The 23,399-nt window shown below is 62.0% G+C and carries 24 protein-coding genes and 1 other RNA gene; 16 read left to right on the forward strand and 9 right to left on the reverse strand.

Annotated elements, in window-relative coordinates:
- Positions 1-46 precede the first annotated feature (46 nt).
- Positions 47-1,366: an NAD(P)/FAD-dependent oxidoreductase gene (locus tag AC1DZU_RS11930; protein ID WP_477284797.1), complete on the forward strand. Its 1,320-nt coding sequence runs from the start codon at positions 47-49 to the stop codon at positions 1,364-1,366.
- A gap of 31 nt (positions 1,367-1,397) precedes the next feature.
- Positions 1,398-2,399: a 4-hydroxyproline epimerase gene (locus tag AC1DZU_RS11935; RefSeq protein ID WP_477284799.1), complete on the forward strand. Its 1,002-nt coding sequence runs from the start codon at positions 1,398-1,400 to the stop codon at positions 2,397-2,399.
- A gap of 64 nt (positions 2,400-2,463) precedes the next feature.
- On the opposite strand, the gene AC1DZU_RS11940 is transcribed toward AC1DZU_RS11935, so the two are convergent.
- Positions 2,464-3,357: a LysR substrate-binding domain-containing protein gene (locus AC1DZU_RS11940; protein ID WP_477284801.1), complete on the reverse strand. Its 894-nt coding sequence runs from the start codon at positions 3,355-3,357 to the stop codon at positions 2,464-2,466.
- A gap of 142 nt (positions 3,358-3,499) precedes the next feature.
- On the opposite strand from AC1DZU_RS11940, the gene AC1DZU_RS11945 reads away from it, so the two are divergent.
- From AC1DZU_RS11945 to AC1DZU_RS11975, 7 genes are all read left to right on the forward strand, one after another.
- Positions 3,500-3,886, forward strand: coding sequence for an ectoine synthase (locus AC1DZU_RS11945; RefSeq protein ID WP_477284803.1), 387 nt, complete (start codon positions 3,500-3,502; stop codon positions 3,884-3,886).
- A gap of 446 nt (positions 3,887-4,332) precedes the next feature.
- Positions 4,333-5,235, forward strand: coding sequence for a branched-chain amino acid ABC transporter permease (locus AC1DZU_RS11950; protein WP_095084211.1), 903 nt, complete (start codon positions 4,333-4,335; stop codon positions 5,233-5,235).
- A 4-nt stretch (positions 5,236-5,239) separates the two neighbouring features.
- Complete coding sequence (gene livM / locus AC1DZU_RS11955) at positions 5,240-6,835, forward strand: high-affinity branched-chain amino acid ABC transporter permease LivM (protein WP_477284805.1); 1,596 nt, start codon at positions 5,240-5,242, stop codon at positions 6,833-6,835.
- The gene (locus AC1DZU_RS11960) at positions 6,835-8,415 is read left to right on the forward strand and encodes an ATP-binding cassette domain-containing protein (RefSeq protein WP_477284807.1); all 1,581 of its coding nucleotides are present in this window, start codon (positions 6,835-6,837) and stop codon (positions 8,413-8,415) included. The genes livM and AC1DZU_RS11960 overlap by 1 nt, the downstream gene beginning before the upstream one ends.
- Entirely contained in the window at positions 8,415-9,143 is a 729-nt protein-coding gene (locus AC1DZU_RS11965) for an ABC transporter ATP-binding protein (RefSeq protein ID WP_184872396.1), read from the forward strand. The genes AC1DZU_RS11960 and AC1DZU_RS11965 overlap by 1 nt, the downstream gene beginning before the upstream one ends.
- 112 nt (positions 9,144-9,255) lie before the next feature.
- Positions 9,256-9,603, forward strand: coding sequence for a DUF6867 family protein (locus AC1DZU_RS11970; protein WP_095084215.1), 348 nt, complete (start codon positions 9,256-9,258; stop codon positions 9,601-9,603).
- A 137-nt stretch (positions 9,604-9,740) separates the two neighbouring features.
- A complete protein-coding gene (locus AC1DZU_RS11975; RefSeq protein ID WP_095084216.1) occupies positions 9,741-10,859 on the forward strand; it encodes a branched-chain amino acid ABC transporter substrate-binding protein in 1,119 nt (372 codons plus the stop codon).
- Between the two features lie 18 nt (positions 10,860-10,877).
- On the opposite strand, the gene AC1DZU_RS11980 is transcribed toward AC1DZU_RS11975, so the two are convergent.
- On the reverse strand, positions 10,878-11,063 hold the full coding sequence (locus AC1DZU_RS11980) for a hypothetical protein (RefSeq protein ID WP_477284810.1): 186 nt from the start codon (positions 11,061-11,063) through the stop codon (positions 10,878-10,880).
- 94 nt (positions 11,064-11,157) lie between these two features.
- Between AC1DZU_RS11980 and pyc the strand changes: the two genes are divergently transcribed.
- The 3 genes from pyc (at position 11,158) to AC1DZU_RS11995 (ending at position 15,643) form a co-directional block, all read left to right on the forward strand.
- Entirely contained in the window at positions 11,158-14,616 is a 3,459-nt protein-coding gene (pyc, locus tag AC1DZU_RS11985) for a pyruvate carboxylase (RefSeq protein WP_477284812.1), read from the forward strand.
- Positions 14,617-14,888: 272 nt separating this feature from the next.
- Complete coding sequence (locus AC1DZU_RS11990; protein ID WP_027027312.1) at positions 14,889-15,149, forward strand: DUF2312 domain-containing protein; 261 nt, start codon at positions 14,889-14,891, stop codon at positions 15,147-15,149.
- 50 nt (positions 15,150-15,199) lie between these two features.
- Positions 15,200-15,643, forward strand: a complete 444-nt coding sequence (locus AC1DZU_RS11995; protein WP_477284814.1) for a hypothetical protein — start codon at positions 15,200-15,202, stop codon at positions 15,641-15,643.
- A 48-nt stretch (positions 15,644-15,691) separates the two neighbouring features.
- On the opposite strand, the gene AC1DZU_RS12000 is transcribed toward AC1DZU_RS11995, so the two are convergent.
- Positions 15,692-16,201, reverse strand: coding sequence for an arsenate reductase ArsC (locus AC1DZU_RS12000; protein WP_477284816.1), 510 nt, complete (start codon positions 16,199-16,201; stop codon positions 15,692-15,694).
- Between the two features lie 213 nt (positions 16,202-16,414).
- Between AC1DZU_RS12000 and AC1DZU_RS12005 the strand changes: the two genes are divergently transcribed.
- Complete coding sequence (locus AC1DZU_RS12005) at positions 16,415-16,753, forward strand: hypothetical protein (RefSeq protein WP_477284818.1); 339 nt, start codon at positions 16,415-16,417, stop codon at positions 16,751-16,753.
- 78 nt (positions 16,754-16,831) lie between these two features.
- Here AC1DZU_RS12005 and msrB read toward each other — a convergent pair whose 3' ends face one another.
- The 6 genes from msrB to AC1DZU_RS12035 form a co-directional block, all read right to left on the reverse strand.
- Positions 16,832-17,236, reverse strand: coding sequence for a peptide-methionine (R)-S-oxide reductase MsrB (msrB, locus tag AC1DZU_RS12010; RefSeq protein WP_477284820.1), 405 nt, complete (start codon positions 17,234-17,236; stop codon positions 16,832-16,834).
- Between the two features lie 101 nt (positions 17,237-17,337).
- Positions 17,338-18,135 carry an MBL fold metallo-hydrolase gene (locus AC1DZU_RS12015; protein ID WP_477284822.1) on the reverse strand — a complete coding sequence of 266 codons (798 nt, stop codon included), beginning with the start codon at positions 18,133-18,135 and terminating at the stop codon, positions 17,338-17,340.
- 16 nt (positions 18,136-18,151) lie between these two features.
- The gene (locus AC1DZU_RS12020) at positions 18,152-19,342 is read right to left on the reverse strand and encodes a vWA domain-containing protein (protein WP_477284824.1); all 1,191 of its coding nucleotides are present in this window, start codon (positions 19,340-19,342) and stop codon (positions 18,152-18,154) included.
- Between the two features lie 9 nt (positions 19,343-19,351).
- Complete coding sequence (locus AC1DZU_RS12025; protein WP_477284826.1) at positions 19,352-20,143, reverse strand: hypothetical protein; 792 nt, start codon at positions 20,141-20,143, stop codon at positions 19,352-19,354.
- Positions 20,140-20,589 carry an N-acetyltransferase family protein gene (locus AC1DZU_RS12030; protein ID WP_477284828.1) on the reverse strand — a complete coding sequence of 150 codons (450 nt, stop codon included), beginning with the start codon at positions 20,587-20,589 and terminating at the stop codon, positions 20,140-20,142. Before AC1DZU_RS12030 ends, AC1DZU_RS12025 begins: the two co-directional genes overlap by 4 nt.
- Positions 20,590-20,667: 78 nt before the next feature.
- On the reverse strand, positions 20,668-21,507 hold the full coding sequence (locus tag AC1DZU_RS12035) for an AAA family ATPase (protein ID WP_477284830.1): 840 nt from the start codon (positions 21,505-21,507) through the stop codon (positions 20,668-20,670).
- Positions 21,508-21,656: 149 nt separating this feature from the next.
- On the opposite strand from AC1DZU_RS12035, the gene ssrS reads away from it, so the two are divergent.
- From ssrS to AC1DZU_RS12050, 3 genes are all read left to right on the forward strand, one after another.
- Positions 21,657-21,812, forward strand: a non-coding RNA gene (gene ssrS, locus AC1DZU_RS12040) — 6S RNA.
- Positions 21,813-21,908: 96 nt separating this feature from the next.
- Positions 21,909-22,496: a 5-formyltetrahydrofolate cyclo-ligase gene (locus AC1DZU_RS12045; protein ID WP_477284832.1), complete on the forward strand. Its 588-nt coding sequence runs from the start codon at positions 21,909-21,911 to the stop codon at positions 22,494-22,496.
- A 76-nt stretch (positions 22,497-22,572) separates the two neighbouring features.
- Positions 22,573-23,397, forward strand: coding sequence for a TIGR00282 family metallophosphoesterase (locus tag AC1DZU_RS12050; RefSeq protein ID WP_095084226.1), 825 nt, complete (start codon positions 22,573-22,575; stop codon positions 23,395-23,397).
- The last annotated feature ends 2 nt before the right edge of the window (positions 23,398-23,399 follow it).

Here is a 23,399-nt window from a genome sequence, read left to right on the forward strand (position 1 = left end):
CTGCATGAGGAGAAGATGGCGGCAGCCGGATGAGGGCAGCGCTTACGTGCAAGCAAATTCCAAGTCGACAGAGGAGGGGCGCCGCCCCTCATCCGCCCTTCGGGCACCTTCTCCCCGTTCACGGGGAGAAGGGGAAGACATCGCCATCATCGGTGGCGGCATCATCGGCATCTGCGCCGCCGCCTGTCTTGTCGAGGCGGGGCGCAAGGTCACGATCTTCGATCGCACCGGCATTTGCGAGGAGACGAGTTCCGGCAACGCCGCCGCCTTTGCCTTTTCCGACGTGCTGCCGATGGCGCACAAGGGCATGATCCGGCAGCTGCCGAAATGGCTGGCCGACCCGCTCGGCCCGCTCAGCATCCCGCCCGCCTATCTGCCAAAGCTGCTGCCCTGGCTGATCCGCTTCTGGCGTGSCGGCGCGCCGGCAAAATATGAAGCGAGCCTCGCCGCCCAGGCGGGCATGATGAAGCTTGCCGAAGCCGAATGGATGGGCCTGCTCGATCGCTCCGGCACGCGTGGCATGCTGCGCGAGGACGGCTCGCTCGAACTCTATGAAAGCGAGGCCGAGTTCCGCGCCTCGCTGTCCGGCTGGGCCGCGCGGGAGCGCTTCGACATTGGTTTTCGCCATGTCGAGGGCAATGAACTTGCAGCCCTGCAGCCTGGGCTCTCGCCGCGCTTCGTCAAGGGCACGTTCGTGCCGGGATGGAAGACGGTCGCTGATCCAAAATTGCTCGGCAAGGCGGTATGGGCATACGCGCAGTCCAAGGGTGCGCGCTTTGAAATGGCCCGGATCGAGCGCGTCGCGTCGGATCAGGATGGCGCCACATTGACGCTGGCCGACGGCAGCACCAGGCGAGCCCGACACCTTGTCGTCGCCGCCGGCGCCTGGTCGCATCTGCTGGCAAGGCAATTCGGCGATCGCATTCCGCTGGAGACCGAGCGCGGCTATAACACGACGCTGCCGAAGGCTGCCTTCGACGTGAAGCGGCAGCTGATTTTCTCCGGCCACGGCTTCGTCATCACGCCGCTCGAAACGGGCTTGCGCGTCGGCGGCGCGGTCGAACTCGGCGGCATCGAGAGGCCGCCCAACTATGCGCGCTCGAAGGCGCTGCTGCAGAAGGCGCAGAAATTCCTGCCTGGGCTCGATCCGGCCGGCGGGCGCGAATGGATGGGGTTCCGTCCCTCGCTGCCGGATTCGGTGCCCGTCATAGGTCGCGTGTCGGGAGGCCGGCCGGTGGTCTATGCCTTCGGCCACGGCCATCTCGGCCTGACCCAGGCGTCAGCCACCGGACGGTTGATCCGCGATCTCGTCCTGGGGCAGACTCCGCCGATCGATCTGGGCCCCTTCAGTCCACAACGATTCTGATTTTTCGGGTTTTGATTTTTCGAGGAGCGTCATGGCCAAGAAATCCTTCTTCTGCATAGACGGCCACACCTGCGGCAATCCGGTGCGGCTGGTCGCCGGCGGCGGCCCGCTGCTGCAGGGGTCGACGATGATGGAGCGGCGCGCGCACTTCCTCGCCGAGTATGACTGGATCCGCACCGGGCTGATGTTCGAGCCGCGCGGCCATGACGTGATGTCCGGCTCGATCCTCTATCCGCCGACGCGCGAGGATTGCGATATCGCCATCCTGTTCATCGAAACCTCAGGCTGCCTGCCGATGTGCGGCCATGGCACCATCGGCACGGTGACGATGGCGATCGAGCACGGGCTGATCAAGCCGAAGACGCCTGGCGTGCTGAGGCTCGACACGCCGGCCGGCCTGGTCATCGCCGAGTACAAACAGGTCGGCGACTATGTCGAGGAGGTGCGCATCACCAACGTGCCGTCCTTCCTCCATGCCGAAGGTTTGACGGTCGAGTGTCCGCAGCTCGGCGAAATCACCGTCGATGTTGCCTATGGCGGCAATTTCTACGCCATCGTCGAACCGCAGAAGAACTATCGCGACATGGCCGATTATTCGGCCGGCGACTTCATCGCCTGGAGCCCAGTGGTGCGGCAGCGGCTCAATGAAAAATATTCCTTCGTGCATCCGGAGAACCCAGGCATCAACCGGCTGTCGCACATGCTGTGGACCGGCAAGCCGACCGTGGAGGGCGCGGACGCCCGCAATGCCGTCTTCTACGGCGACAAGGCGATCGACCGCTCACCGTGCGGCACCGGCACCTCGGCGCGCATGGCGCAGCTTCATGCCAAGGGCAAACTCAAGGCCGGCGACAGCTTCGTCCATGAATCGATCATCGGTTCGCTGTTCAAGGGCAAGGTCGAAAAGGACGTCATCGTGGCGGGCAAACCGGCCATCATTCCCTCGATCGGCGGCTGGGCGCGGATGACCGGCTTGAACACGATCTTTATCGACGACCGAGATCCGTTCGCGCATGGCTTCGTCGTCAAGTGATATCGACAGGCCTTGCATGTCGCTCAAAAGGGGTCCCGGTTTGGGCGAACGACAGTGCTAGGACCTAAAGCCGATCCGGCTCGGCATCGACCGAAACCTCCCGGCGAAACCAGTCCGCGAAGGTAAACGCGGCGGGCGAGGCGTCCACCGACATCGTCAGGAAATAGCCCTTGTCGCGGTTGGTTGCGATCGGTGACAAAACAATCAGATCGCCCCGCTTCAGCTCGTCCCGAAAAACGTCGACGGGACAAAGCGCCACGCCGTGGCCGGCGATGACCGCCGTTGCCAGAATGTTGAAGTCGGCGAAGACGGGTCCGTTGCCGACGTCGACATTGAGCAGCCCGGCCTCGGAGAACCACTCGCGCCAGCCGTGGCGGTTCTCGTCATGCAGCAGGTCCGCGCTCGTGAGTCCCGCGGCTGTTCGAAGATGGTCCCTGCCGGCGAAGTAATAGGGGCTGCACACCGGCCGGTTCAGGCGTGAAAACAGCTTGAGGCTAGTGACGCCGGGAGTGGGATCAGCCCCAAGCGTGATCAGCACGTCGTTCTCACCATCGCCGAGCCTTTCCTCAGCCCGGGCATAAGCCACCCGCATACCGATATCGGGATGGCTGGCTGTGAAGTCCGGCAGGCGGGGTACGAGCCAACGGCTGGCAATGGAAGGGATGCAGCCTACGGATACGGTCGCAACGGCCGCATTGCGCCTGATACGCCGGCATGTGGCGCCGAGTTCGGCAAGTGCCGCCCTCGCCGAGGCCTGCAGGATAACCCCGGCATCCGTCAGCCGTACTTTGCGCGCATCCCGATGGAAGAGCGGCACGCCCAACCACTCCTCCAGCCGCTTTATCTGGTGACTGATGGCTGGGTGAGTGACGTGCAGCTCCTCGCCGGCAGCGGAGAAGCTGAGATGGCGCGCAGCGGCCTCGAAAGCACGGACGGCGTTTAGCGGGATGTAGTCCATATGTAAAATTTACTAACATATCGGGTGAGAAGCAATCATTTGAAGACGCGCCTATCTTGCGGCATTTCTGCAATCGGACTTCGGAGCAAGCTCAGATGCAACGAAGATTCCGAGCTTTTGACGATATGCAGGGAAAACGACCATGTTCACCAGACAATTGGCTGATGTAGAAAAATCTGACTTCTTCGTAGACTGGGGCAATGGCACCAGCCATCGCTTGCTGACACAAAAGGACGGCATGGGGTTCACAGTCTGCCATACCGTTGTGCGTGCAGGCAGCGAATCGCGCCTCCACTATCGGCGGCATTTCGAGGCCTGCTACTGCATCGCCGGCACTGGCGAAGTCGAGGACATGTCCGGTGGAGTGCATCGTATCGAGCCTGGCACGATCTATGTGCTCGATGAACATGACGATCACTATCTGCGTGCGGATGCCGCCGGCGACATGATCCTGGTCAGCGTCTTCAATCCTCCCCTTGATGGCACCGAGCGGCATGTCCTGAGCGAGAATGGCGGATCCGCCTACTGAGTCCCGACGCGCCCATCGTCGGCTCGATCGGCGGCCGGTCGCCGATGACCGGATCAACACCAGCTTCACCGACGACCACGATTCGTTCGCGCAGGGTTTTGTGGTCAGCTAAGGGGAATCCTAACCCAGGGGAAAGCAAAGGAACGAAAAACGGATCGTGTCAGGAACGCAACGATTCTTCTCATCACCTAGTTTTGACGGTGATTTCTTCGAAATGGGGCGCATGATGCGGTCGAATCGTCAAAGACATTGCGTTATGCCAATGGTAGGGTCCGCGATAGTCCAAGGGGCCGGATGGGAAAAACGGGCAATCGAACGGCGTGCCGGCAAAACACGCATGACGGTTGAAAAATGACGTTGCAATCCGGGCTCGAAACTTTACGACTAGGGGAAATACGAAAAGGAATGCGTCTGCATGGGCGACATTCCAGGGGAGCCACGTACACATGCAGTACTTTGTCCAGCAGCTTATCAACGGGCTGACGCTGGGATCGATCTATGGGCTGATCGCGATCGGCTACACGATGGTCTACGGCATCATCGGCATGATCAACTTCGCCCATGGCGACATCTTCATGGTGGGCGCCTTCACGGCGCTGATTGTCTTCCTCGTCCTCGGTGCACTGTTCTATTCGGTGCCCGTCGTCATCGCGCTGCTGGTCATGATGATCGTGGCGATGCTGCTCACCAGCCTCTACAACTGGACGATCGAGAAGGTGGCCTACCGGCCGCTGCGCGGTTCGTTCCGGCTGGCGCCGCTGATCACCGCGATCGGCATGTCGATCGCGCTGTCGAACTTCGTCCAGGTGACGCAAGGGCCGCGCAACAAGCCGATCCCGCCGATGGTCAGCCAGGTCTACAACATCAACGGCATCAGCGTGTCACTGAAGCAGATCATCATCGTTCTCGTCACGGCGGCGCTCCTGGCGCTGTTCTGGTACCTGGTCAACAGGACATCGCTGGGTCGAGCGCAAAGAGCGTGCGAGCAGGACCGCAAGATGGCCGCACTGCTCGGCATCGACGTCGACCGCACGATCTCGATCACCTTCATCATGGGTGCGGCGCTCGCCGCCGTCGCCGGCACCTTGTTCCTGATGTATTACGGCGTCATAGCCTTCTCGGACGGCTTCACGCCGGGTGTCAAAGCGTTCACGGCGGCGGTGCTGGGCGGCATCGGTTCGCTGCCGGGCGCGGTGCTCGGCGGGCTGATGATCGGCTTCATCGAAAGCATGTGGTCGGCGTATTTCTCGATCGACTACAAGGACGTCGCCGCGTTCTCGATCCTGGCGATCGTGCTGATCTTCCTGCCTTCCGGCATTCTGGGCCGGCCAGAAGTCGAAAAGGTCTGAGATCATGGCGGTTACCGTATCTCCGGAAAGCGACGTCGTCGCCAGCCCTGTTCAACGCGGCCTTAAGGAAGGCTTCTATGCCGGCGCCATTTCGCTTGGCCTGTTCGTGCTGTTCATTGGCCTGAAGACCGGCCAGAACATCTCCAATGAACTGGTCGTCACCACGCGCTGGGGCTTGCTTGCCGGCGTGGTGGTCGCCACGGCTGTCGGACGCTTCCTCTATGTCGCCTATGGCCAGCCCTTCATGGCCAACCAGAAGATCGCCGACGTTGCCACCGGCCTGTTGCCGGGCAGCGTGGCGTCGCGATTCTTCCAGGTGCCGTGGTTCATCGCGGCCGTCATCGCGGCGGTGCTGCTGTTCGTTTTCAACAGCTCGCTCGCCGGATGGGTCGGAGCAGAACCGGCCGGCTATCTGCAATTCCTGCGCGCCCTGGCGATCATCTATGTGCTGGCCAGCGTGATCTACTATTTCAGGGCCTTCATCCACGCCAACTTCACCAAGCTCGGCATTGCCGCGCTTGTGCTGTACCCCATCCTCGTGGTCGCGGTTTTGTCGCTGAACGCCTGGTCGATTGTCGGAGGGCTGCAGGGCTCGCTGAAATGGGTCGACAATTTCGGCATCCAGATCCTGATCTATGTGATGCTGGCCTGGGGCCTGAACATCGTTGTTGGCCTCGCCGGCCTGCTCGACCTCGGCTACGTCGCCTTTTATGCACTTGGCGCCTATGCGTATGCGCTGCTCGCCACCGAATACGGCCTGTCGTTCTGGATCCTGCTGCCAGCCGCTGGCGCCATGGCCGCCCTCTGGGGCGTGCTGCTCGGCTTCCCTGTGCTGCGCCTGCGTGGCGACTATCTGGCTATCGTGACGCTGGCCTTCGGCGAGATCATCCGCCTGGTGCTGATCAACTGGCGCGAGGTCACCAACGGGTCGGCCGGCATTTCCGGCATTCCCAAGGTCAGCTTCTTCGGCCTGATGTCGTTCAACGTGTCGGATTCGAACTACATAGCCAAGGTGCTGCACATCGCTCAGTCAGGTGCCTACTATAAGATCTTCCTTTACTATCTGATCCTGGGCCTGTGCCTGCTCACCGCCTTCGTCACCATCAGGCTGCGCCGCCTACCGGTTGGCCGTGCCTGGGAAGCGCTGCGCGAGGACGAGATCGCCTGCCGGTCTCTGGGCATCAACACGACGACGACCAAGCTTACGGCCTTTGCCACCGGCGCCATGTTCGGCGGCTTCGCCGGCTCGTTCTTCGCCGCGCGGCAAGGCTTCGTCAGCCCGGAATCCTTCGTCTTCCTGGAATCGGCCATCATCCTGGCCATCGTCGTGCTCGGCGGCATGGGCTCGCTGGTCGGCATAGCGGTTGCCGCAATGGTGATGATCGGCGGCACCGAGGCGCTGCGCGAACTCGACTTCCTCAAGCAGATCTTCGGGCCGGACTTCACCCCCGAACTCTACCGCATGCTTCTGTTCGGCATGGCCATGGTCATCGTCATGCTGTGGAAGCCGCGCGGCTTCGTCGGCAGTCGCGAGCCGACCGCCTTCCTCAAGGAGCGAAGGGCTGTCTCCAGTTCCTTCACCAAGGAGGGCCACGGCTGATGAATGCGAGCACACCCATGAACGAGGCCATCCTCCAGGTCGAGCATCTGTCGATGAAGTTCGGTGGCCTGGTCGCCATCGGCGACCTGTCCTTCACCGCCAAGCGTGGCGAGATCACCGCGCTGATCGGACCCAACGGTGCCGGCAAGACAACCGTGTTCAACTGCATCACCGGCTTCTACAAGCCGTCGGAGGGCATGATCACGCTCAACCGCGTCGATGGCTCGAGCTATTTGCTCGAACGTCTGCCCAACCACGAGATCCCGGCGCGCGCCAAGGKGGCGCGCACCTTTCAGAACATCCGCCTGTTCTCGGGCATGACGCTGCTGGAGAACCTTTTGGTTGCCCAGCACAACAAGCTGATGAAGGCCTCGGGCTATACGGTGCTCGGCCTGTTCGGCTTCAGCGGCTACCGCAAGGCCTCGGCCGAATCGGTCGAGCTGGCCAGGCACTGGCTGGAGAAGGCCGATCTCGTCGACCGTGCCGACGATCCGGCCGGCGACCTGCCATACGGCGCGCAGCGGCGCCTCGAGATCGCCCGCGCCATGTGCACGGGTCCCGAGCTTCTGTGCCTGGACGAGCCGGCGGCCGGCCTCAATCCGAAGGAATCGGCGTCGCTCAACGAACTGCTGATCGACATCAAGAACACATCAGGCACCTCGATCCTTTTGATCGAGCACGACATGTCCGTGGTCATGCAGATATCAGACCACGTCGTGGTGCTGGAGTATGGCCGCAAGATCTCGGACGGCAGTCCGCAATCGGTGCGTACCGATCCGCGCGTCATTGCCGCCTATCTCGGTGTCGACGACGAGGAAGTCGAGGCGGTTCTCACCGAAGTCGGCGACGAAGACGTCATCGAACAGCTCGATACGGGGCCAGATGCCGCGCACGGTCCGGGGACATCGTCGTCGTATCTCGCCGGGCCGGTAACCGACACGGTCGGCCATAGCGAGGGCGAGCGGGTCACCGTTTCGAAAGGCGCCTCCAAGGCGGCGCAGGTCGACGCAAGATCGCTCGCAGCGGCAAACAAGGCTGCTCCGCTGGCTGCCGTACCGGCGGCGAAGCCTGCTCCAAAGGCAAAGCCTGCCCCGAAAGCGGCGTCAAAGGCGGCAACTGGGGCGGCGGCGAAGTCGACCGCGGCGCCCGCACCGGCAAAGCCGGCAGCCAAGGCTCCGGCGGCGAAGGCTCCGGCGGCGAAGGTTGGGGAAATCTCCAACCGGCTGGCGGCACCGCGCGGCGGCAAGGCAGACAATCTGACCCGCATCAAGGGCATCGGCACGGTCAACGAGAAGAAACTCAACGAGCACGGCATCTTCCATTTCGACCAAATCGGCGCCTGGAAAAAATCAGACGTCGAGGCCGCCGAGGCCTATCTTGCCTTCGACGGGCGCATCGCGCGTGAGGAATGGGTCAAGCAGGCCAAGCTGCTCGGCCAGGGCAAGGACACGGAATTCTCGCGCCGCGTCGACGCGGGCAAGGTGGCGACCAGCCATGCTTCCGGGAAGACTGCAAACGCGGCTTCCGGAAAGACTGCCGCTGCCAAGCCTGTGGCGGGCAAGCGCGGAGGGGGCAAGTGATGGCCGGGACAACGCTGCTCGATATCAAGGGCGTGCAGACCTACTACGGCAACATCCGGGCGCTGAACGGTGTCGATGTCACCGTCAACCAGGGTGAGATCGTGGCGCTGATAGGCGCCAACGGCGCCGGCAAGTCGACGCTGATGATGACCATCTTCGGCGCGCCTCGTGCGCGGGCCGGCACCATCACCTTTGCCGGCACCGACATCACCCAGATGCCGACGCATGAGATCGCGCGCATGCGCATCGCCCAATCGCCCGAAGGCCGTCGCATCTTCCCGCGCATGACGGTGATGGAAAACCTGCAGATGGGCGCCAGCCTCGACAACCTCAAGCACTATGACGAGGACGTCGAGAAGGTGTTCACGCTGTTCCCGCGACTCAAGGAGCGTATCGCCCAGCGCGGCGGCACGCTGTCGGGCGGCGAGCAGCAGATGCTGTCGATCGGACGTGCGCTGATGGCGCGGCCGAAGCTGTTGTTGCTCGACGAACCGTCGCTGGGTCTGGCGCCGCTGATCGTCAAGCAGATCTTCGACGCCATCCGCGAGCTGAACCGCACCCAGGGGCTGACCGTGTTCCTGGTCGAGCAGAACGCCTTCGGCGCGCTCAAGCTCGCCACGCGCGGCTACGTCATGGTCAACGGCAATGTGACGATGAGCGGCACCGGCAAGGAACTGCTCGCCAATCCAGAAGTGCGCGCCGCCTATCTCGAAGGCGGACACCACTGAGTTTGGAGCGGAACGTGTGCATCCGATATTCCGCTCCAAGTTGTTTGTTTGTCGCATGATCCTTGTCCGAAAAGTCTGCAACTTTTCGGGATCATGCTAGGGAGACTTCACCATGCAGGGCATTCTTTACGAGGAGCCGTCGATCTGGCAGTTCTTCTTCGTCACCTGCCTGCTCGGCGGCTGGGCGGCCTGGATGACGGGCAAGGCAAGCGCCCAGACATGGCGCAGCTTCATCCATCTGTTCGTCTATATGCTGGGCCTCGGCATAGGCATCCGCTTCATCCATCACGCGCTGTTCGGCGGCACGATGTTCTCGCTGCACTACTACATCGTCGACACCATCGTGCTGATGATCCTTGGCTTCGTCGGCTATCAATACACACGAACAAACCAGATGGTGACGCAGTATAATTGGCTCTACGAAAGAGCTTCAATCTTGAGCTGGAAGCCGAAAGGCTGAGGTTCATCATTAACGCCACTTCGGGGATGAATCGGCGTGACAAGTGCCTGAAAATCGGCAAACTATGCTTTCTGCGATAAGGGTGGGCATCGCATGAAAGCTTCATCCACGCCCACTCCGTAAATGGGAGCGTTTAAATGAAAAAATCACTTTTGTCCGCCGTCGCCCTGACCGCGCTCGTCGCGTTCGGCGGCAGCGCGTGGGCTGATGTACTGATCGGCGTTGCCGGTCCGATCACCGGTCCGAACGCAGCCTTCGGCGCACAGCTTCAGAAGGGTGCGGAAGCGGCTGTTGCCGACATCAATGCCAAGGGCGGCATCAATGGCGAGCAGATCAAACTCGAGGTTGGCGACGACGTCTCCGATCCGAAGCAGGGCATCTCGGTCGCTAACAAGTTCGTCGGCGACGGCGTCAAGTTCGTGGTCGGCCACTTCAACTCGGGCGTCTCGATCCCGGCATCCGAAGTCTATGCGGAAAACAACATCGTCGAGATTACCCCGGCTGCCACCAACCCGCAGTTCACCGAGCGCGGCCTGTGGAACGTGTTCCGCACCTGCGGACGCGATGACCAGCAGGGTAGCATTGCCGGCGCTTATCTCGCCGCAAACTTCAAGGACGCCAAGATCGCCGTCGTGCACGACAAGACCACCTACGGTCAGGGCCTTGCCGACGAAACCAAGAAGGCGATGAACGCCAAGGGCGTGACGGAAGTCATGTATGAAGGCATCAATGTCGGCGACAAGGACTTCTCGGCACTGATCGCCAAGATGAAGGAAGCCGGTGTCTCCATCATCTATTGGGGCGGCCTGCACACCGAAGCCGGCCTGATCATCCGCCAGGCGGCCGACCAGGGCCTCAAGGCGACGCTGGTTTCCGGTGACGGCATCGTGTCGAACGAGCTGGCTTCGATCGCGGGCGACGCGGTTGCGGGCACGCTCAACACCTTCGGCCCGGATCCGCGCCTGATCCCCGCGAACAAGGAACTCGTCGAGAAGTTCCGTGCGCAGGGCTTCGAGCCGGAAGCCTACACGCTCTACGCATACGCTGCCGTGCAGGCGCTTTCGGAAGCAGCAGCAGCCGCCAAGTCGAACGACCCGCAGGAAGTTGCCAAGGCGCTGCATGCGAATGGCCCGTTCAAGACCGTGCTCGGCGACCTGTCCTATGACGCCAAGGGCGACCCGACGCTGCCCGGCTACGTCATGTACGAATGGAAGAAGGGCGACGACGGCAAGTACACCTACATCCAGAAGATGTAAGCCTGTCGGCCTCGATCTCTACAGAATGCCCGGCGCTTCGCGTCGGGCATTTTTCTGTTGAGCCTCGCTCCCTTCCGGACGATCCGGCAAGCCGATAAAGCCGGCCTTTAGCCGGAAAAAGATCAGGCCTTGAATGACCGCGCCGGGGCTTTCTTGCGCGTTCGACCGAATGCGACCGACTTTGGCGCAAAGATTCCGTTTCAATCGATTTAATTCAGCGTCAATTTTGTTTGCACTGCAGCATTTTCGCGCTAATCATGACGCCAGTTTCGTCCCCGACACTGTCCGGAGTTCGTCCTTGGCCATTACGAAGATCCTCGTCGCCAACCGATCCGAAATCGCCATTCGCGTCTTTCGCGCGGCCAACGAACTTGGTCTCAAAACCGTGGCGATCTGGGCCGAGGAGGACAAGTACTCGCTGCATCGCTTCAAGGCCGATGAGAGCTACCAGGTCGGGCGCGGACCGCACCTGACCCGCGACATGGGACCGATCGAAAGCTACCTGTCGATCGAGGAGGTGATCCGCGTCGCCAGGCTTTCGGGCGCCGACGCCATCCATCCCGGCTACGGGCTTTTGTCGGAAAGCCCAGAATTCGCCGAAGCCTGCGCGGTCGCCGGCATTACCTTTATCGGGCCGAAGCCGGACACGATGCGCCGGCTCGGCAACAAGGTTGCGGCGCGCAATCTGGCGATCGAGGTCGGCGTGCCGGTGATCCCCGCCACCGATCCGTTGCCGGACGACATTGAGGCGGTCAAGAAACTGGCCAAGGAGATCGGCTACCCGGTGATGCTGAAGGCATCGTGGGGCGGCGGCGGGCGCGGCATGCGCGCCATCCGCTCCGAGGCTGATCTTGCCCGCGAGGTGATGGAAGGCAAGCGCGAGGCGAAAGCCGCCTTCGGCAAGGACGAGGTCTATCTCGAAAAGCTGATTGAGCGCGCCCGCCATGTCGAGGTGCAGGTGCTGGGCGACACGCATGGCAATGCGGTGCATCTGTTCGAGCGCGACTGCTCGATCCAGCGCCGGAACCAGAAGGTCGTCGAGCGGGCGCCGGCGCCCTATCTCGAAATGTCGCAGCGCGAGGAGCTTTGCGGTTATGCGCTGAAGATCGCGCGCGAGACCAGCTATATCGGTGCCGGCACGGTCGAGTTCCTGCAGGATGCCGATACCGCCAAGTTCTACTTCATCGAGGTCAATCCGCGCATCCAGGTCGAGCACACCGTCACCGAGCAGGTGACCGGCATCGACATCGTCAAGGCGCAGATCCACATCCTCGACGGCTTCGCCATAGGTACGCCGGAATCGGGCGTGCCGGCGCAGAAGGACATCCGGCTGAACGGCCATGCCTTGCAGTGCCGCATCACCACAGAAGATCCCGAGCACAATTTCATTCCCGACTATGGCCGCATCACCGCCTATCGTGGCGCCACCGGTTTCGGCATCCGCCTCGACGGCGGCACCGCCTATTCCGGCGCGGTCATCACCCGCTTCTACGACCCGCTGCTGGAGAAGGTGACGGCCTGGGCGCCGACGCCGGCCGAGACCATCGCCCGCATGAACCGGGCCTTGCGCGAGTTCCGCATCCGCGGCGTCGCCACCAACCTGACCTTCCTCGAAGCGATCATCAACCACCCGAGCTTCGCTGACAATTCCTACACGACCAAGTTCATCGACACGACGCCGGAGCTGTTCCAGCAGGTGAAGCGCCAGGACCGCGCCACCAAGCTCATCAACTATCTCGCCGACGTGTCGGTCAACGGTCATCCCGAGGCGCGCGGCCGGCCACAGCCGAAGGCCGACGCGGCCGCACCCATCGTGCCCTACCTCAACGGCAATGTGCCGGGCGGCAGCAAGCAGAAGCTGGACGTGCTCGGACCGGAGAAATTCGCCGCCTGGATGCGCGCGCAAAAGGAGGTGCTGGTCACCGACACGACGATGCGCGACGGCCATCAGTCGCTGCTGGCGACGCGCGTGCGCACGCATGACATCGCCGGCATAGCCGGCACCTATGCGCGCGCCCTGCCGCAGCTTCTGTCGCTCGAATGCTGGGGCGGCGCCACCTTTGACGTCGCCATGCGCTTCCTCACCGAGGATCCATGGGAGCGGCTGTCGCTGGTGCGCGAGGCAGCGCCCAACCTGTTGTTGCAGATGCTGCTGCGCGGCGCCAACGGCGTCGGCTACACCAATTATCCCGACAATGTCGTGCAGCATTTCGTCAAGCAGGCGGCCAGCGGCGGCATCGACCTGTTCCGCGTGTTCGACTGCCTGAACTGGGTCGAGAACATGCGCGTCGCCATGGACGCGGTCGGCGCCGAGGGCAAGCTGATCGAAGCGGCGATGTGTTACACCGGCGACATTCTCGACCCGGCGCGAGCCAAATACGATCTCAAATACTATGTCGGCCTGGCCGGCGAATTACAGGCGGCCGGCGCCCACATCATCGCCGTCAAGGACATGGCTGGCCTCTTGAAGCCTTCCGCCGCACGCGTGCTGTTCAAGGCACTGCGCGAGGCGACCGACCTGCCGATCCATTTCCACACCCACGACACGTCGGGCCTGTCGGCGGCGACGGTGCTTGCAGCGGTGGAGAGCGGCGTCGACGCCATCGACGCGGCGATGGATGCCTTCTCCGGCAATACATCGCAGCCTTGCCTTGGCTCGATCGTCGAGGCGCTGAAGGGCACCGAGCGCGACCCGGGCCTCGATCCGCAATGGATTCGCAAGATCTCGTTCTACTGGGAGGCGGTGCGCAACCAGTACGCCGCCTTCGAAAGCGATCTCAAGGGACCGGCCTCGGAAGTCTACCTGCATGAAATGCCGGGCGGACAGTTCACCAATCTCAAGGAACAGGCGCGCTCGCTCGGGCTTGAGACACGCTGGCACGAGGTGGCGCAGACCTATCACGACGTCAACCTGATGTTCGGCGACATCGTCAAGGTGACTCCGTCGTCCAAGGTCGTTGGCGACATGGCATTGATGATGGTCAGCCAGGACCTGACCGTCGCCGATGTCGAAAATCCGGCCAGGGATATCGCCTTTCCGGATTCGGTCGTCTCGATGTTGCGCGGCGATCTCGGCCAGTCGCCCGGCGGTTGGCCGGCAGCGCTGCAGAAGAAGGCGCTGAAGGGCGACAAGCCGATCACGGTGCGGCCGGGCTCGCTGCTCAAGCCGGCCGATCTCAAGGCCAGCCGCAAGGAGATCGAGGAGAAGCTCGAGCGCAAGCTCTCGGAGTTCGAATTCGCCTCCTGGCTGATGTATCCGAAGGTGTTTTCCGACTTCGCCGGCGCGCAGGAGACCTACGGCCCGGTCAGCGTCCTGCCGACGCCGACCTATTTCTACGGCATGAAGCCGGAGGACGAGATCTTCGTCGACATCGAGAAGGGCAAGACGCTGGTGGTGCGCTGTCTGGCTATCGGCGATGTCGACGACAAGGGCATGGTCACCGTGTTCTTCGAGCTCAACGGCCAGCCACGCCGCGTCAAGGTGCCCGACAGGGCGCATGGCGCGTCCGCCGCCAAGGCGCGCCGCAAGGCCGAACCGGGCAACGAGGCGCATGTCGGCGCACCGATGCCTGGCGTCGTCTCGGCGCTTTCGGTTGCTGCTGGCCAGGCCGTGAAGGCCGGCGACGTGCTGCTTTCCATCGAGGCGATGAAGATGGAGACGGCGCTGCATGCCGAGCGCGACGGCACGGTCGCCGAGGTGCTGGTCAAGGCCGGCGACCAGATCGATGCGAAGGATCTGCTGATCGCCTTCAATTGAGGTGTGTTGATATTCAGGTGATGCCGGCCTGCAAACGCTGGCTTCCTGCGCTTCCGGTGCCCACGTACCAAAGTACGCTCCGCTCCGGTTCTCGGAAGCCACCGTTTTCGGCTCGGCCTGACCTGAATCTCAATACACCTCGGGCGTGCGCAACCCTTCATGCCGCATCGATACCATCTTGACCCGCTGCGCTTGGTCGGGCATCGAACCCGCTCAAATCCGTCACGGTCGGTTTCCGAGTCGTGATGCATAAAAGACGCGGAGAAGAAAACATGGCCGACGATATCACCGAGACCAGCCAGACTGTTGCCGCCGGCCAGCTGCGTGCCTTCATCGAGCGCATAGAGCGGCTCGAGGAGGAGAAGAAGACCATTTCCGACGACATCAAGGAAGTGTTCGCCGAGGCCAAGGGCACCGGCTTCGACACCAAGGCGATGCGCACGATCATCCGGCTGCGCAAGAAGGACCAGGCAGAGCGGCAGGAGGAGGAAACCATCCTCGACCTGTACAAGGCAGCGCTCGGCATGGTGTAAGACTAACCGGCCCGGCGCCCCATGCGGTTGCCGGAGATACGGTTCGAACCATGAGCGAATTCGACTTCGGCGCCCGCCGCGCCTCTGAATTCCGCCAGCGCGGTTTCTGGACGCTGTTCGAGGAACGGCATCCGGAGGAAAAGGCCCTGCTGGCGAGGCGCGGACCCTGGTTCTGGCAGCGCGGGCTGCCCGACTTCGCATTGGTCCTTTCCATGTATGTCGCGCCGGCGCAGAACCATGTCGGCGTCTTCTTTGGGCGCAACGAGAAGTTCGGCGCCACGGGAGCGTGGTCGCGGTTGAAGCCGGTCCAGCCGGCGATCGAAGGCAAGTTGAAGCTCAGGCCGGAACAGAGTTGCCAGGGCCTCGGCATCAATTCGATGTGGCGGGTGAATTGCTTTGCCGAGGACAACTGGCCGGCCATGACCGACTGGCTGGTGACGGAGGCCTCGCGCATCGAGCGCGCGGTCACCGAGGTTCTGGCGGACGAAGCCTGAGCGTGAGCTCGCGTCTGCCGACCGATGAGCGAGACGAGGGTTTTGCGATCAGTTCGCCGTCGCCGTATCGCGGCCGATCTCGTCCAGATGGTGCTGCAGCGTCATATGGTCGAGCGTACCCACCGGCAGATTGACGAACAGCGAGATGCGATTGTTGAGCATGCGAAAGGCATCGGCGAAGGCGAGGTGCACCTCGGCGTCGGTGCCGCGGGCCTTGGCTGGATCCGGTATCGCCCAAAGTGCCGTCATCGGATGGCCGGGCCATATGGGACAGGCTTCGTTCGCAGTGTTGTCGCAGACGGTGAAGACGAAGTTCATTTCCGGCGCGTCTGGCGCGGCGAATTCGTCCCAGCTTTTCGAGCGGGCGAAGCCGGTGTCGAAGCTGAGGGTTTCGAGCAGTTGAAGTGCGTAGGGATTGACTGTGCCCTTCGGTTGCGAGCCGGCGGAAAAGGCTTTGAACTTGCCGGCGCCGATCCGGTTGAGGATGGCTTCCCCCATGATGGATCGCGCCGAATTGGCGTTGCACAGAAACAGCACATTGTAGAAATTGTCGCTCATCTCAAGACCTCCCTGGCAAGGCGACTGGATGATGGGGCGGCAAATTCCGTCGGGACGTCGCCGCTTGGCAAAAGTATATCGAAAAGAAGCGGCGTAGAAAGGTTTCGCGACCGTGTGATGACATCTTGTCAGGTCACAATGTCCATCGTCGCCTGGTGTTGACAGTTTGTTGCGTTTGACGTTCCTGCCGACGCCGAAGCGAGGGTTGCGCCGATGAATGTTTCAAAGCTTCCCGAAGACGAGAACGACACGGCCAGCCGGGGCTTCTTCCGCGCACGCTGGCAAGGCCTGGTGCCGCTCGATCGGCTGTTCTGGCGCGACCTCATCCTTGTCGGCACGGCGATCAACGTCGCATCGTCGGTGGCTGCGATCGTCCTGCTCACACTGAAGCTGCCGCTCGCGCTGGTTCTGGCGGTGCATTTCGCGCCGGTGCCCTACAACATCTTCCTGACCTTTGCCGTATGGCGAACCACGGAGAAGGCCACTGGCGCCAAGGCCTCGCTGATGACGCTTGGCGCCACATTGTGGCTGATCCTGTCGGTCGTGGTCTGACAGTGTGGATACGGGGCACCTATCGCGCAATGAAAAAGGGCGGCCGCAGCCGCCCTTTCGATCCATCCGACGGTCGGGTTAAGCCGACGGCTCGAATTTCAGCGCGACGCCGTTGATGCAATAGCGCAGGCCGGTCGGCGGCGGGCCGTCCTCGAAGACATGGCCGAGATGGCTGCCGCAGCGGGCGCAATGGCATTCGGTGCGGACCATGCCGTAGCTGCGGTCGACCGTGTTTTCGACCGAGCCCTGCACCGGGTCGTTGAAGCTCGGCCAGCCGGTGCCGCTCTCGAACTTCAGCTTGGACTCGAACAGCGGCTGGTCGCAGCCGACGCAGGAAAACGTGCCGGCGCGCTTCTCGTAGAGCAAAGCGCAGCTTCCGGGCCGCTCGGTGCCGTGGCCGCGCATGACGGCATATTGCTCCGGCGTCAGCCGGGCGCGCCATTCGGCGTCGGTGCGGGTGACAGGGTAGGTGTGGGTGTCCATTTGATCTCCTCAGCCTTGCCGGCTCGTTGTTGATTGCAACCTCATATTCGCACCAAGATAGGGGTTTGTTACGAGGTTTGCCCGCATTTTCGGTCGTGCCTTCACGCGATGGCTGCAAGATAGCGTGCGACCGATATATCGAATGCCGCTTTTGCGTCCCCAATCACATTCTGGTTCCACCATGCGCCGTAGATGTGGTTGAACTGGAAGGGCTCCAATGCCTTCGCGATGCGGCGCACGGCGGCTGCGTTGAGCGGGATGTAGTTGGGATAGCTGTACATGAAGCTGACATGGCGGCGCGTCGGCGTTACCTGCAATATGTCGCCGGACAGCAGGGCGTTGCCGCCATCGCGTTCCCAATGGAGCACCTGGCCGCCGGCAAAGTGGCCACCGCAGCGGACAAGTGTCAGCGAAGGGTTGATAGGCAACGTCTCGCCCTCCCAACTGACGATCGCCTTGTGCGGCCGCATGATCCATTGGCGGTCATCGGCATGGAGAAAGATCGGAACACCGCCAAAAGCCTCGCTCCACTCGACCATCACCGAATAATAGTGGCAGTGCGAGATGGCTATCGCTGTCAGGCCGCCGCGGCGGTTGATCTCGGCCACCGCCTCGTCGCTGACCATCGAGATGCAGTCCCACAGCACATTGCCGTGCGGCGTCTGCGCCAGCAACGTGCGCTGGCCGATGGCGAAGCGCGGCTCGATGCCGAAGGCGAGAACGCCTGCGTCGTCCTTGACCACGACCCGGTGTCCGTCAGCGAGCTCTTCCGGTGTGATCCAGGCCTGGCCTTCCCAGCCCACATATTGCCGCTCGTCCTCGCAGATCGGGCAGCGGTTCGGCGGTGCCTCCGTTGCCGCGAACTGGACGCCGCATTGCGGGCAGAGAAAGCAGGTCATCGTTTTTCCTGTCTGTTCAATGCTTCCTTGAAAGCTGCCTGGTCGCGCCTTCGAGCCCCGCCAGCGTCAGCGGGAACATGCGGCCGCCGAAGATGTCGCGGATCATGGTAATCGAATGGGTAAAGCCCCAGTTCTTCTCGTTCTCGGGGTTCAACCATACCGCGTTCGGCCATTGCTGCAGCAGGCGGCCGAGCCAGACGGTCCCGGCCTCCGGGTTCCAGTGTTCGACCGAGCCGCCGGGTAGGGCGATCTCGTAAGGGCTCATCGAGGCGTCGCCGACGACGATCACCTTGTAGTCCGGCCCATATTTATGGATCAGGTCGAAGGTCGGGATCGTCTCGGCATGCCTGCGGCGATTGTCCTTCCACACACCCTCATAGAGGCAGTTGTGAAAATAGAAATATTCGAGCTGGCGGAATTCGGCGCGGGCGGCCGAAAACAGCTCTTCGACGCTCTTGATGTGGTCGTCCATCGAGCCGCCGACATCGAAGAACATCAAGAGCCTTACCGCGTTGCGCCGTTCGGGCCGCGTCTGCACGTCGAGATAGCCATGCTCGGCGGTGGCGTGGATGGTGCCCGGCAGGTCGAACTCTTCCTCGGCGCCCTCGCGCACCCAGCGGCGCAGGCGCTTCAGCGCGATCTTGATGTTGCGGGTGCCGAGTTCGACGGCATCGTCGAAATTCCTGAACTCGCGTCTGTCCCAGACTTTAACGGCGCGTCGGTTGCGGCTTTCGTGCTGGCCGATGCGCACGCCTTCGGGATTGTAGCCATAGGCGCCGAAGGGTGAGGTGCCGCCGGTGCCGATCCATTTCGAACCGCCCTGGTGGCGGCCTTTCTGCTCCTCCAGCCGCTGTTTCAAGGTCTCCATCAGCTTTTCGAAACCGCCGAGCGCCTCGATCAGTCTTTTTTCTTCGTCGGTCAGGTGCTTCTCTGCGAGCCGGCGCAGCCATTCCTCGGGAATATTGGCGACATCGACAGCGTCCGGCCCACCCAACGCCTCGACGCCCTTGAAAACATGGGCAAACACCTGGTCGAAGCGGTCGATGTGGCGTTCGTCCTTCACCAGCGCGGTGCGGGCCAGATAGTAGAAACCCTCGACGTCGTAGTCGACCAACCCGGCTTCCAGCCCCTCCAGCAGCGACAGATATTCCCGCAGCGAAACGGGAACGCGTGCCGCCTTCAGTTCGAGGAAGAAGGGGATGAACATGGTCTGTGATCAACCCAAAGGATCTGGCAGCACACGGAACCATCGGGGTGCCGGCAGGACATAAAGCGCTATCAGATCCTGTCGGCCCATACTTTTGAGCGTATCAACGAGGATATCATTTTTCCTGTCATAATTGCGATAGATATCCGCCAGTTCTTTCAACCGGCCAACGATCCCTACTGCTTCAGCTGTGATGTTTTCGCCCATCGCCTCGGCAACGGCGGATGCTGACGCCGCCAGTTCGCCAAAGTACGCCGGCTCACAAAGGATTGTTCCGATATGCTCGAGTTCGTGCAGTTCGTAGTTCAGCTTGTGACCTAGTTCATTGAGGAAGGCGTACTGATAGCGGTGACCAGTCGGATCCAGTAGAAACGCAACCTCGCTTCCGCCTGCTTCGACCGATGTCCTTCCAAAACTATAAAGCCATGCCTCGGGATTGTTGGGCTCGCGCTCCCGCCACTCGCGCCAAAGTGGCCCTATCAACCTCCGAAATATTTGTTCGGGCAGCTGCCAGTTATCCGGGGCAGGCCAGCAATCCCAGTACCCCTCAATTGTGCCAATCAGATACTGGACTATCGAAAGGCGAACTTCGAACGGATCGGATATTATCTGTCCAATAAAGATATCAAGCTGCGCAAAGGATTGTTTTCTCAGTCCGCGCTCCCGTAGCTCCAGATATGCGATGTAGCTGGCATAGAGAGGCTGGAACTCGCTTTCCCGCAAGACGGCGCTTATGCGTTCCAGCGCATCAAACCGGTCAGCGTTCCAAGTCAGCTTTGCGCGCTGCGCCCGGTATTTCATTGCAACAAATCATACTCGATGAAGCCAGTCCGGCGCGCGACATAGTCGTAGAGCTTGCGCGCGGTGGCGTTGGTCTCGTGCGTCATCCAGTAGACATTCTTGACGCCGATTTTTGCGGCTTCCAGCTTCACCGCCTTGATCAGCTCAGCACCAATGCCCTTGCCGCGCACGTCCGGATCGGCGAACAGGTCCTGCAGATAGCAGTTGTTCTGCTCCGCCCAGCAGGAGCGGTGGTAGAGATAGTGGGTGAGGCCGACCGCCTTGCCGTCGAGCGTGGCGATGAAACCCTTCGGCTCGAACTCACCCGCCGCGAACAGCCGCTTCCAGGTAACGGCGTAGACCTCTTCCGGCAGCCTGGTTTCATAAAAGGTTAGATATGCGGTCCACAGCCGCCGCCAGTCGGCATGGTCGGACTGCGCCAGCGGGCGGACGGTGATCTCGGTCATTTCATTCTCCTCCGAAAGGCTCCGGCCGGAACTGCCTGCCTGTTCGGTTGGCGGCAAGGTCCACAGCCGGGGAAAGCGCTACCCCTGCCGTCTCGCCATGAAGGCCAGTCGCTCGAACAGATGCACGTCCTGTTCGTTCTTCAAAAGGGCGCCATGCAGCTTGGGCAGGGCGTTCTTCGGATCGGCGCGCAGGTCCTCCGGCGCGATGTCGTCGGCGACCAGAAGCCTTATCCAGTCGAGCGCCTCGGAGGTCGACGGCTTCTTCTTCAGCCCCGGCACCTCGCGGATCTCGTAGAACTGGGTGAGGGCCGCGCGCACCAGGTTCTGCTTGATGCCGGGATAGTGCACGTCGACGATTTTGTGCAGCGTTTCGACGTCGGGAAAGCGGATGTAGTGGAAGAAGCAGCGGCGCAGGAAGGCGTCCGGCAGCTCCTTCTCGTTGTTGGAGGTGATGATGACGATCGGCCTGACCGCGGCGCGGATGGTCTCGCCGGTCTCGTAGACGAAGAACTCCATCCGATCGAGTTCCTGCAGCAAATCATTGGGGAACTCGATGTCGGCCTTGTCGATTTCGTCGATCAAAAGCACGACCTTCTTGCCGGCCGCGAACGCCTCCCAAAGCTTACCGCGCTTGATGTAGTTCCTGATGTCGTTGAAGCGCTCGTCGCCGAGCTGGCTGTCGCGCAGCCGCGACACGGCATCGTATTCGTAAAGGCCCTGCTGCGCCCTGGTGGTCGACTTGACGTGCCATTCGATGAGGTCGAGCCCAAGGGCTGCCGCAACTTGCCTGGCGAGTTCGGTCTTGCCGGTGCCGGGCTCGCCCTTGACCAGCAGGAGCCGTTCCAGCGCGATCGCGGCGTTGACCGCCACCATCAGATCCTTGTCGGCGACATAGGCCGCCGTGCCTTCGAAACGCATTTTTGCTCCCTGGTTGGTCATGACGACCGTAAGGACGCGGCTCCGCCTGTTCAAGGGTGGCTTGTCGACGGCGGCGAGGCCGTGAACCCGACACGGAAAGAACGCTAGTCTCACTGGCGCTTGGTCGACCAGCAGCCTATATTGGTCGGGACGGTCTGTGCTTCCCGGCAGGAGAACATTTTCCCCGGGGCCTTAACGATCCTTAGGGAGCTGTCCCTGGGAAGACCCGTGGGTTTTCTCACACGGCGCCCACCTACTTTGTAGGTTCCCGGGATCGCTCTCTCCACCGGTTGTGTGGATCGTCGCTTTTCGCAAGGCATCCATGTATTTTGGTGGATGATGCGGTAGAAAACGTCGCTCTTAAAACTCCACCCAAATCTGACTTTTTCTATCGTCTGCGCATGACATCCTCAAAGCACCTGAAAAAGCAGCTTCGCCTCGAGGCGCTCGGGCGTCGCGACGCGCTCGATGAATTCTGGCGGGTGGAGATCGCCCTAGAAATGGCCGAGACGGCGCGCGATCACCTCGCTGTCGAGCCGGGTCAGATCGTCTCCGGCTTCTGGCCGATGCGCTCGGAAGTCGACGTCCGGCCGCTGATGTTCGCCTTGCGCGAGAAGGGAGCCAGGCTTTGCCTGCCGGCGATCCTCGACAAGTCCACCATCGTCTTTCGCGAGCTCGTGCGGGGCGCTCCGATGGTCGAGATGGGCTTCGGTACGGTCGGCCCGCATGAGGAGGCCGAAGTGCTCGACCCCACGGTGATGCTGGTGCCGCTCGCCGCCTTCGACGCGCGCGGCCATCGCATCGGCTATGGTGCCGGCTACTACGACCGTGCCATCGCCAAGCTTGTCGACAAGGGGCAGGCGCCCAGATTGATCGGCATCGCCTTCGACTGCCAGGAGGTGGCGCTGGTGCCGGATGAGGACCACGACGTCGTCATCCCGGAAATACTCACGGAGAGTGGGTTGCGCCGCTTCGCGCCAAAATTGTAGATAAGCACAATGGACGCATGATCTTTTCACAGACGTCATGCAGCTTTTGCTTCGCTGACATTCGGTGCGGGATCATATGAGACTTCTCTTCCTCGGCGACATGGTTGGAAAAACGGGACGCACGGCAGTGTGGGAACAATTGCCGGGACTGATCTCCGATTTCAAACTCGATTTCGTCATCGTCAATGGCGAGAATGCCGCCGGCGGCTTCGGCATCACCGAAGAGATCTTTCGCGAAACAATCGCGGCGGGCGCCGATGTTGTCACCACCGGCAACCATGTCTGGGATCAGCGCGACGCGCTGGCCTTCGCGCCGCGCGAAGAGCGCTTTCTGCGCCCCTCGAATTTCCCCAAGGGCACGCCCGGACGCGGCTCCGGCGTCTACATCGCCAGGAGCGGTGCGCGCGTGCTGGTCGCCAACATCATGGGCCGGGTGTTCATGCATCCCGAACTCGACGATCCGTTCCAGGCCGGTGAGCGCGAACTGGCCGCCTGTCCGCTCGGCGAGCAGGCGGATGCCGTGATCATCGACTTCCATGCCGAGGCAACCTCGGAAAAGATGTGCTTTGCGCATTTCGTCGATGGCCGCGCCAGTCTCGTCGTCGGCACCCACACGCACCAGCCGACCGGCGATCACCAGATCCTCAATGGCGGAACTGGCTACATCTCCGACGCAGGCATGTGCGGCGACTATGATTCCTCGCTCGGCATGGACAAGGAGGAACCGCTCAACCGGTTCCTGTCGAAAGTGCCGAAAGGGCGCTTCGAGGCAGCAACGGGACCGGCGACATTGTGCGGCGTCGGCGTCGACATTTCCGACCGCACCGGGCTGACCGAGAGGATCGCGCCGTTTCGTCGCGGCCCGCGGCTGGAGGAAACCGCGCCGTCCTTCTGGTCGTGACA

It is taken from the genome of Mesorhizobium sp. P2_A12 (assembly GCF_056405075.1).

Excerpts from the sequence above, each read along its gene's own strand:
- AC1DZU_RS11935 (WP_477284799.1), top strand. The coding sequence starts at position 1,398 with ATGGCCAAGAAATCCTTCTTCTGCATAGACGGCCACACCTGCGGCAAT.
- AC1DZU_RS11940 (WP_477284801.1), bottom strand. The coding sequence starts at position 3,357 with ATGGACTACATCCCGCTAAACGCCGTCCGTGCTTTCGAGGCCGCTGCG.
- AC1DZU_RS11945 (WP_477284803.1), top strand. The coding sequence starts at position 3,500 with ATGTTCACCAGACAATTGGCTGATGTAGAAAAATCTGACTTCTTCGTA.
- AC1DZU_RS11950 (WP_095084211.1), top strand. The coding sequence starts at position 4,333 with ATGCAGTACTTTGTCCAGCAGCTTATCAACGGGCTGACGCTGGGATCG.
- livM (WP_477284805.1), top strand. The coding sequence starts at position 5,240 with ATGGCGGTTACCGTATCTCCGGAAAGCGACGTCGTCGCCAGCCCTGTT.
- AC1DZU_RS11965 (WP_184872396.1), top strand. The coding sequence starts at position 8,415 with ATGGCCGGGACAACGCTGCTCGATATCAAGGGCGTGCAGACCTACTAC.
- AC1DZU_RS11970 (WP_095084215.1), top strand. The coding sequence starts at position 9,256 with ATGCAGGGCATTCTTTACGAGGAGCCGTCGATCTGGCAGTTCTTCTTC.
- AC1DZU_RS11975 (WP_095084216.1), top strand. The coding sequence starts at position 9,741 with ATGAAAAAATCACTTTTGTCCGCCGTCGCCCTGACCGCGCTCGTCGCG.
- AC1DZU_RS11990 (WP_027027312.1), top strand. The coding sequence starts at position 14,889 with ATGGCCGACGATATCACCGAGACCAGCCAGACTGTTGCCGCCGGCCAG.
- AC1DZU_RS11995 (WP_477284814.1), top strand. The coding sequence starts at position 15,200 with ATGAGCGAATTCGACTTCGGCGCCCGCCGCGCCTCTGAATTCCGCCAG.
- AC1DZU_RS12000 (WP_477284816.1), bottom strand. The coding sequence starts at position 16,201 with ATGAGCGACAATTTCTACAATGTGCTGTTTCTGTGCAACGCCAATTCG.
- AC1DZU_RS12005 (WP_477284818.1), top strand. The coding sequence starts at position 16,415 with ATGAATGTTTCAAAGCTTCCCGAAGACGAGAACGACACGGCCAGCCGG.
- msrB (WP_477284820.1), bottom strand. The coding sequence starts at position 17,236 with ATGGACACCCACACCTACCCTGTCACCCGCACCGACGCCGAATGGCGC.
- AC1DZU_RS12015 (WP_477284822.1), bottom strand. The coding sequence starts at position 18,135 with ATGACCTGCTTTCTCTGCCCGCAATGCGGCGTCCAGTTCGCGGCAACG.
- AC1DZU_RS12020 (WP_477284824.1), bottom strand. The coding sequence starts at position 19,342 with ATGTTCATCCCCTTCTTCCTCGAACTGAAGGCGGCACGCGTTCCCGTT.
- AC1DZU_RS12025 (WP_477284826.1), bottom strand. The coding sequence starts at position 20,143 with ATGAAATACCGGGCGCAGCGCGCAAAGCTGACTTGGAACGCTGACCGG.
- AC1DZU_RS12030 (WP_477284828.1), bottom strand. The coding sequence starts at position 20,589 with ATGACCGAGATCACCGTCCGCCCGCTGGCGCAGTCCGACCATGCCGAC.
- AC1DZU_RS12035 (WP_477284830.1), bottom strand. The coding sequence starts at position 21,507 with ATGCGTTTCGAAGGCACGGCGGCCTATGTCGCCGACAAGGATCTGATG.
- AC1DZU_RS12045 (WP_477284832.1), top strand. The coding sequence starts at position 21,909 with ATGACATCCTCAAAGCACCTGAAAAAGCAGCTTCGCCTCGAGGCGCTC.
- AC1DZU_RS12050 (WP_095084226.1), top strand. The coding sequence starts at position 22,573 with ATGAGACTTCTCTTCCTCGGCGACATGGTTGGAAAAACGGGACGCACG.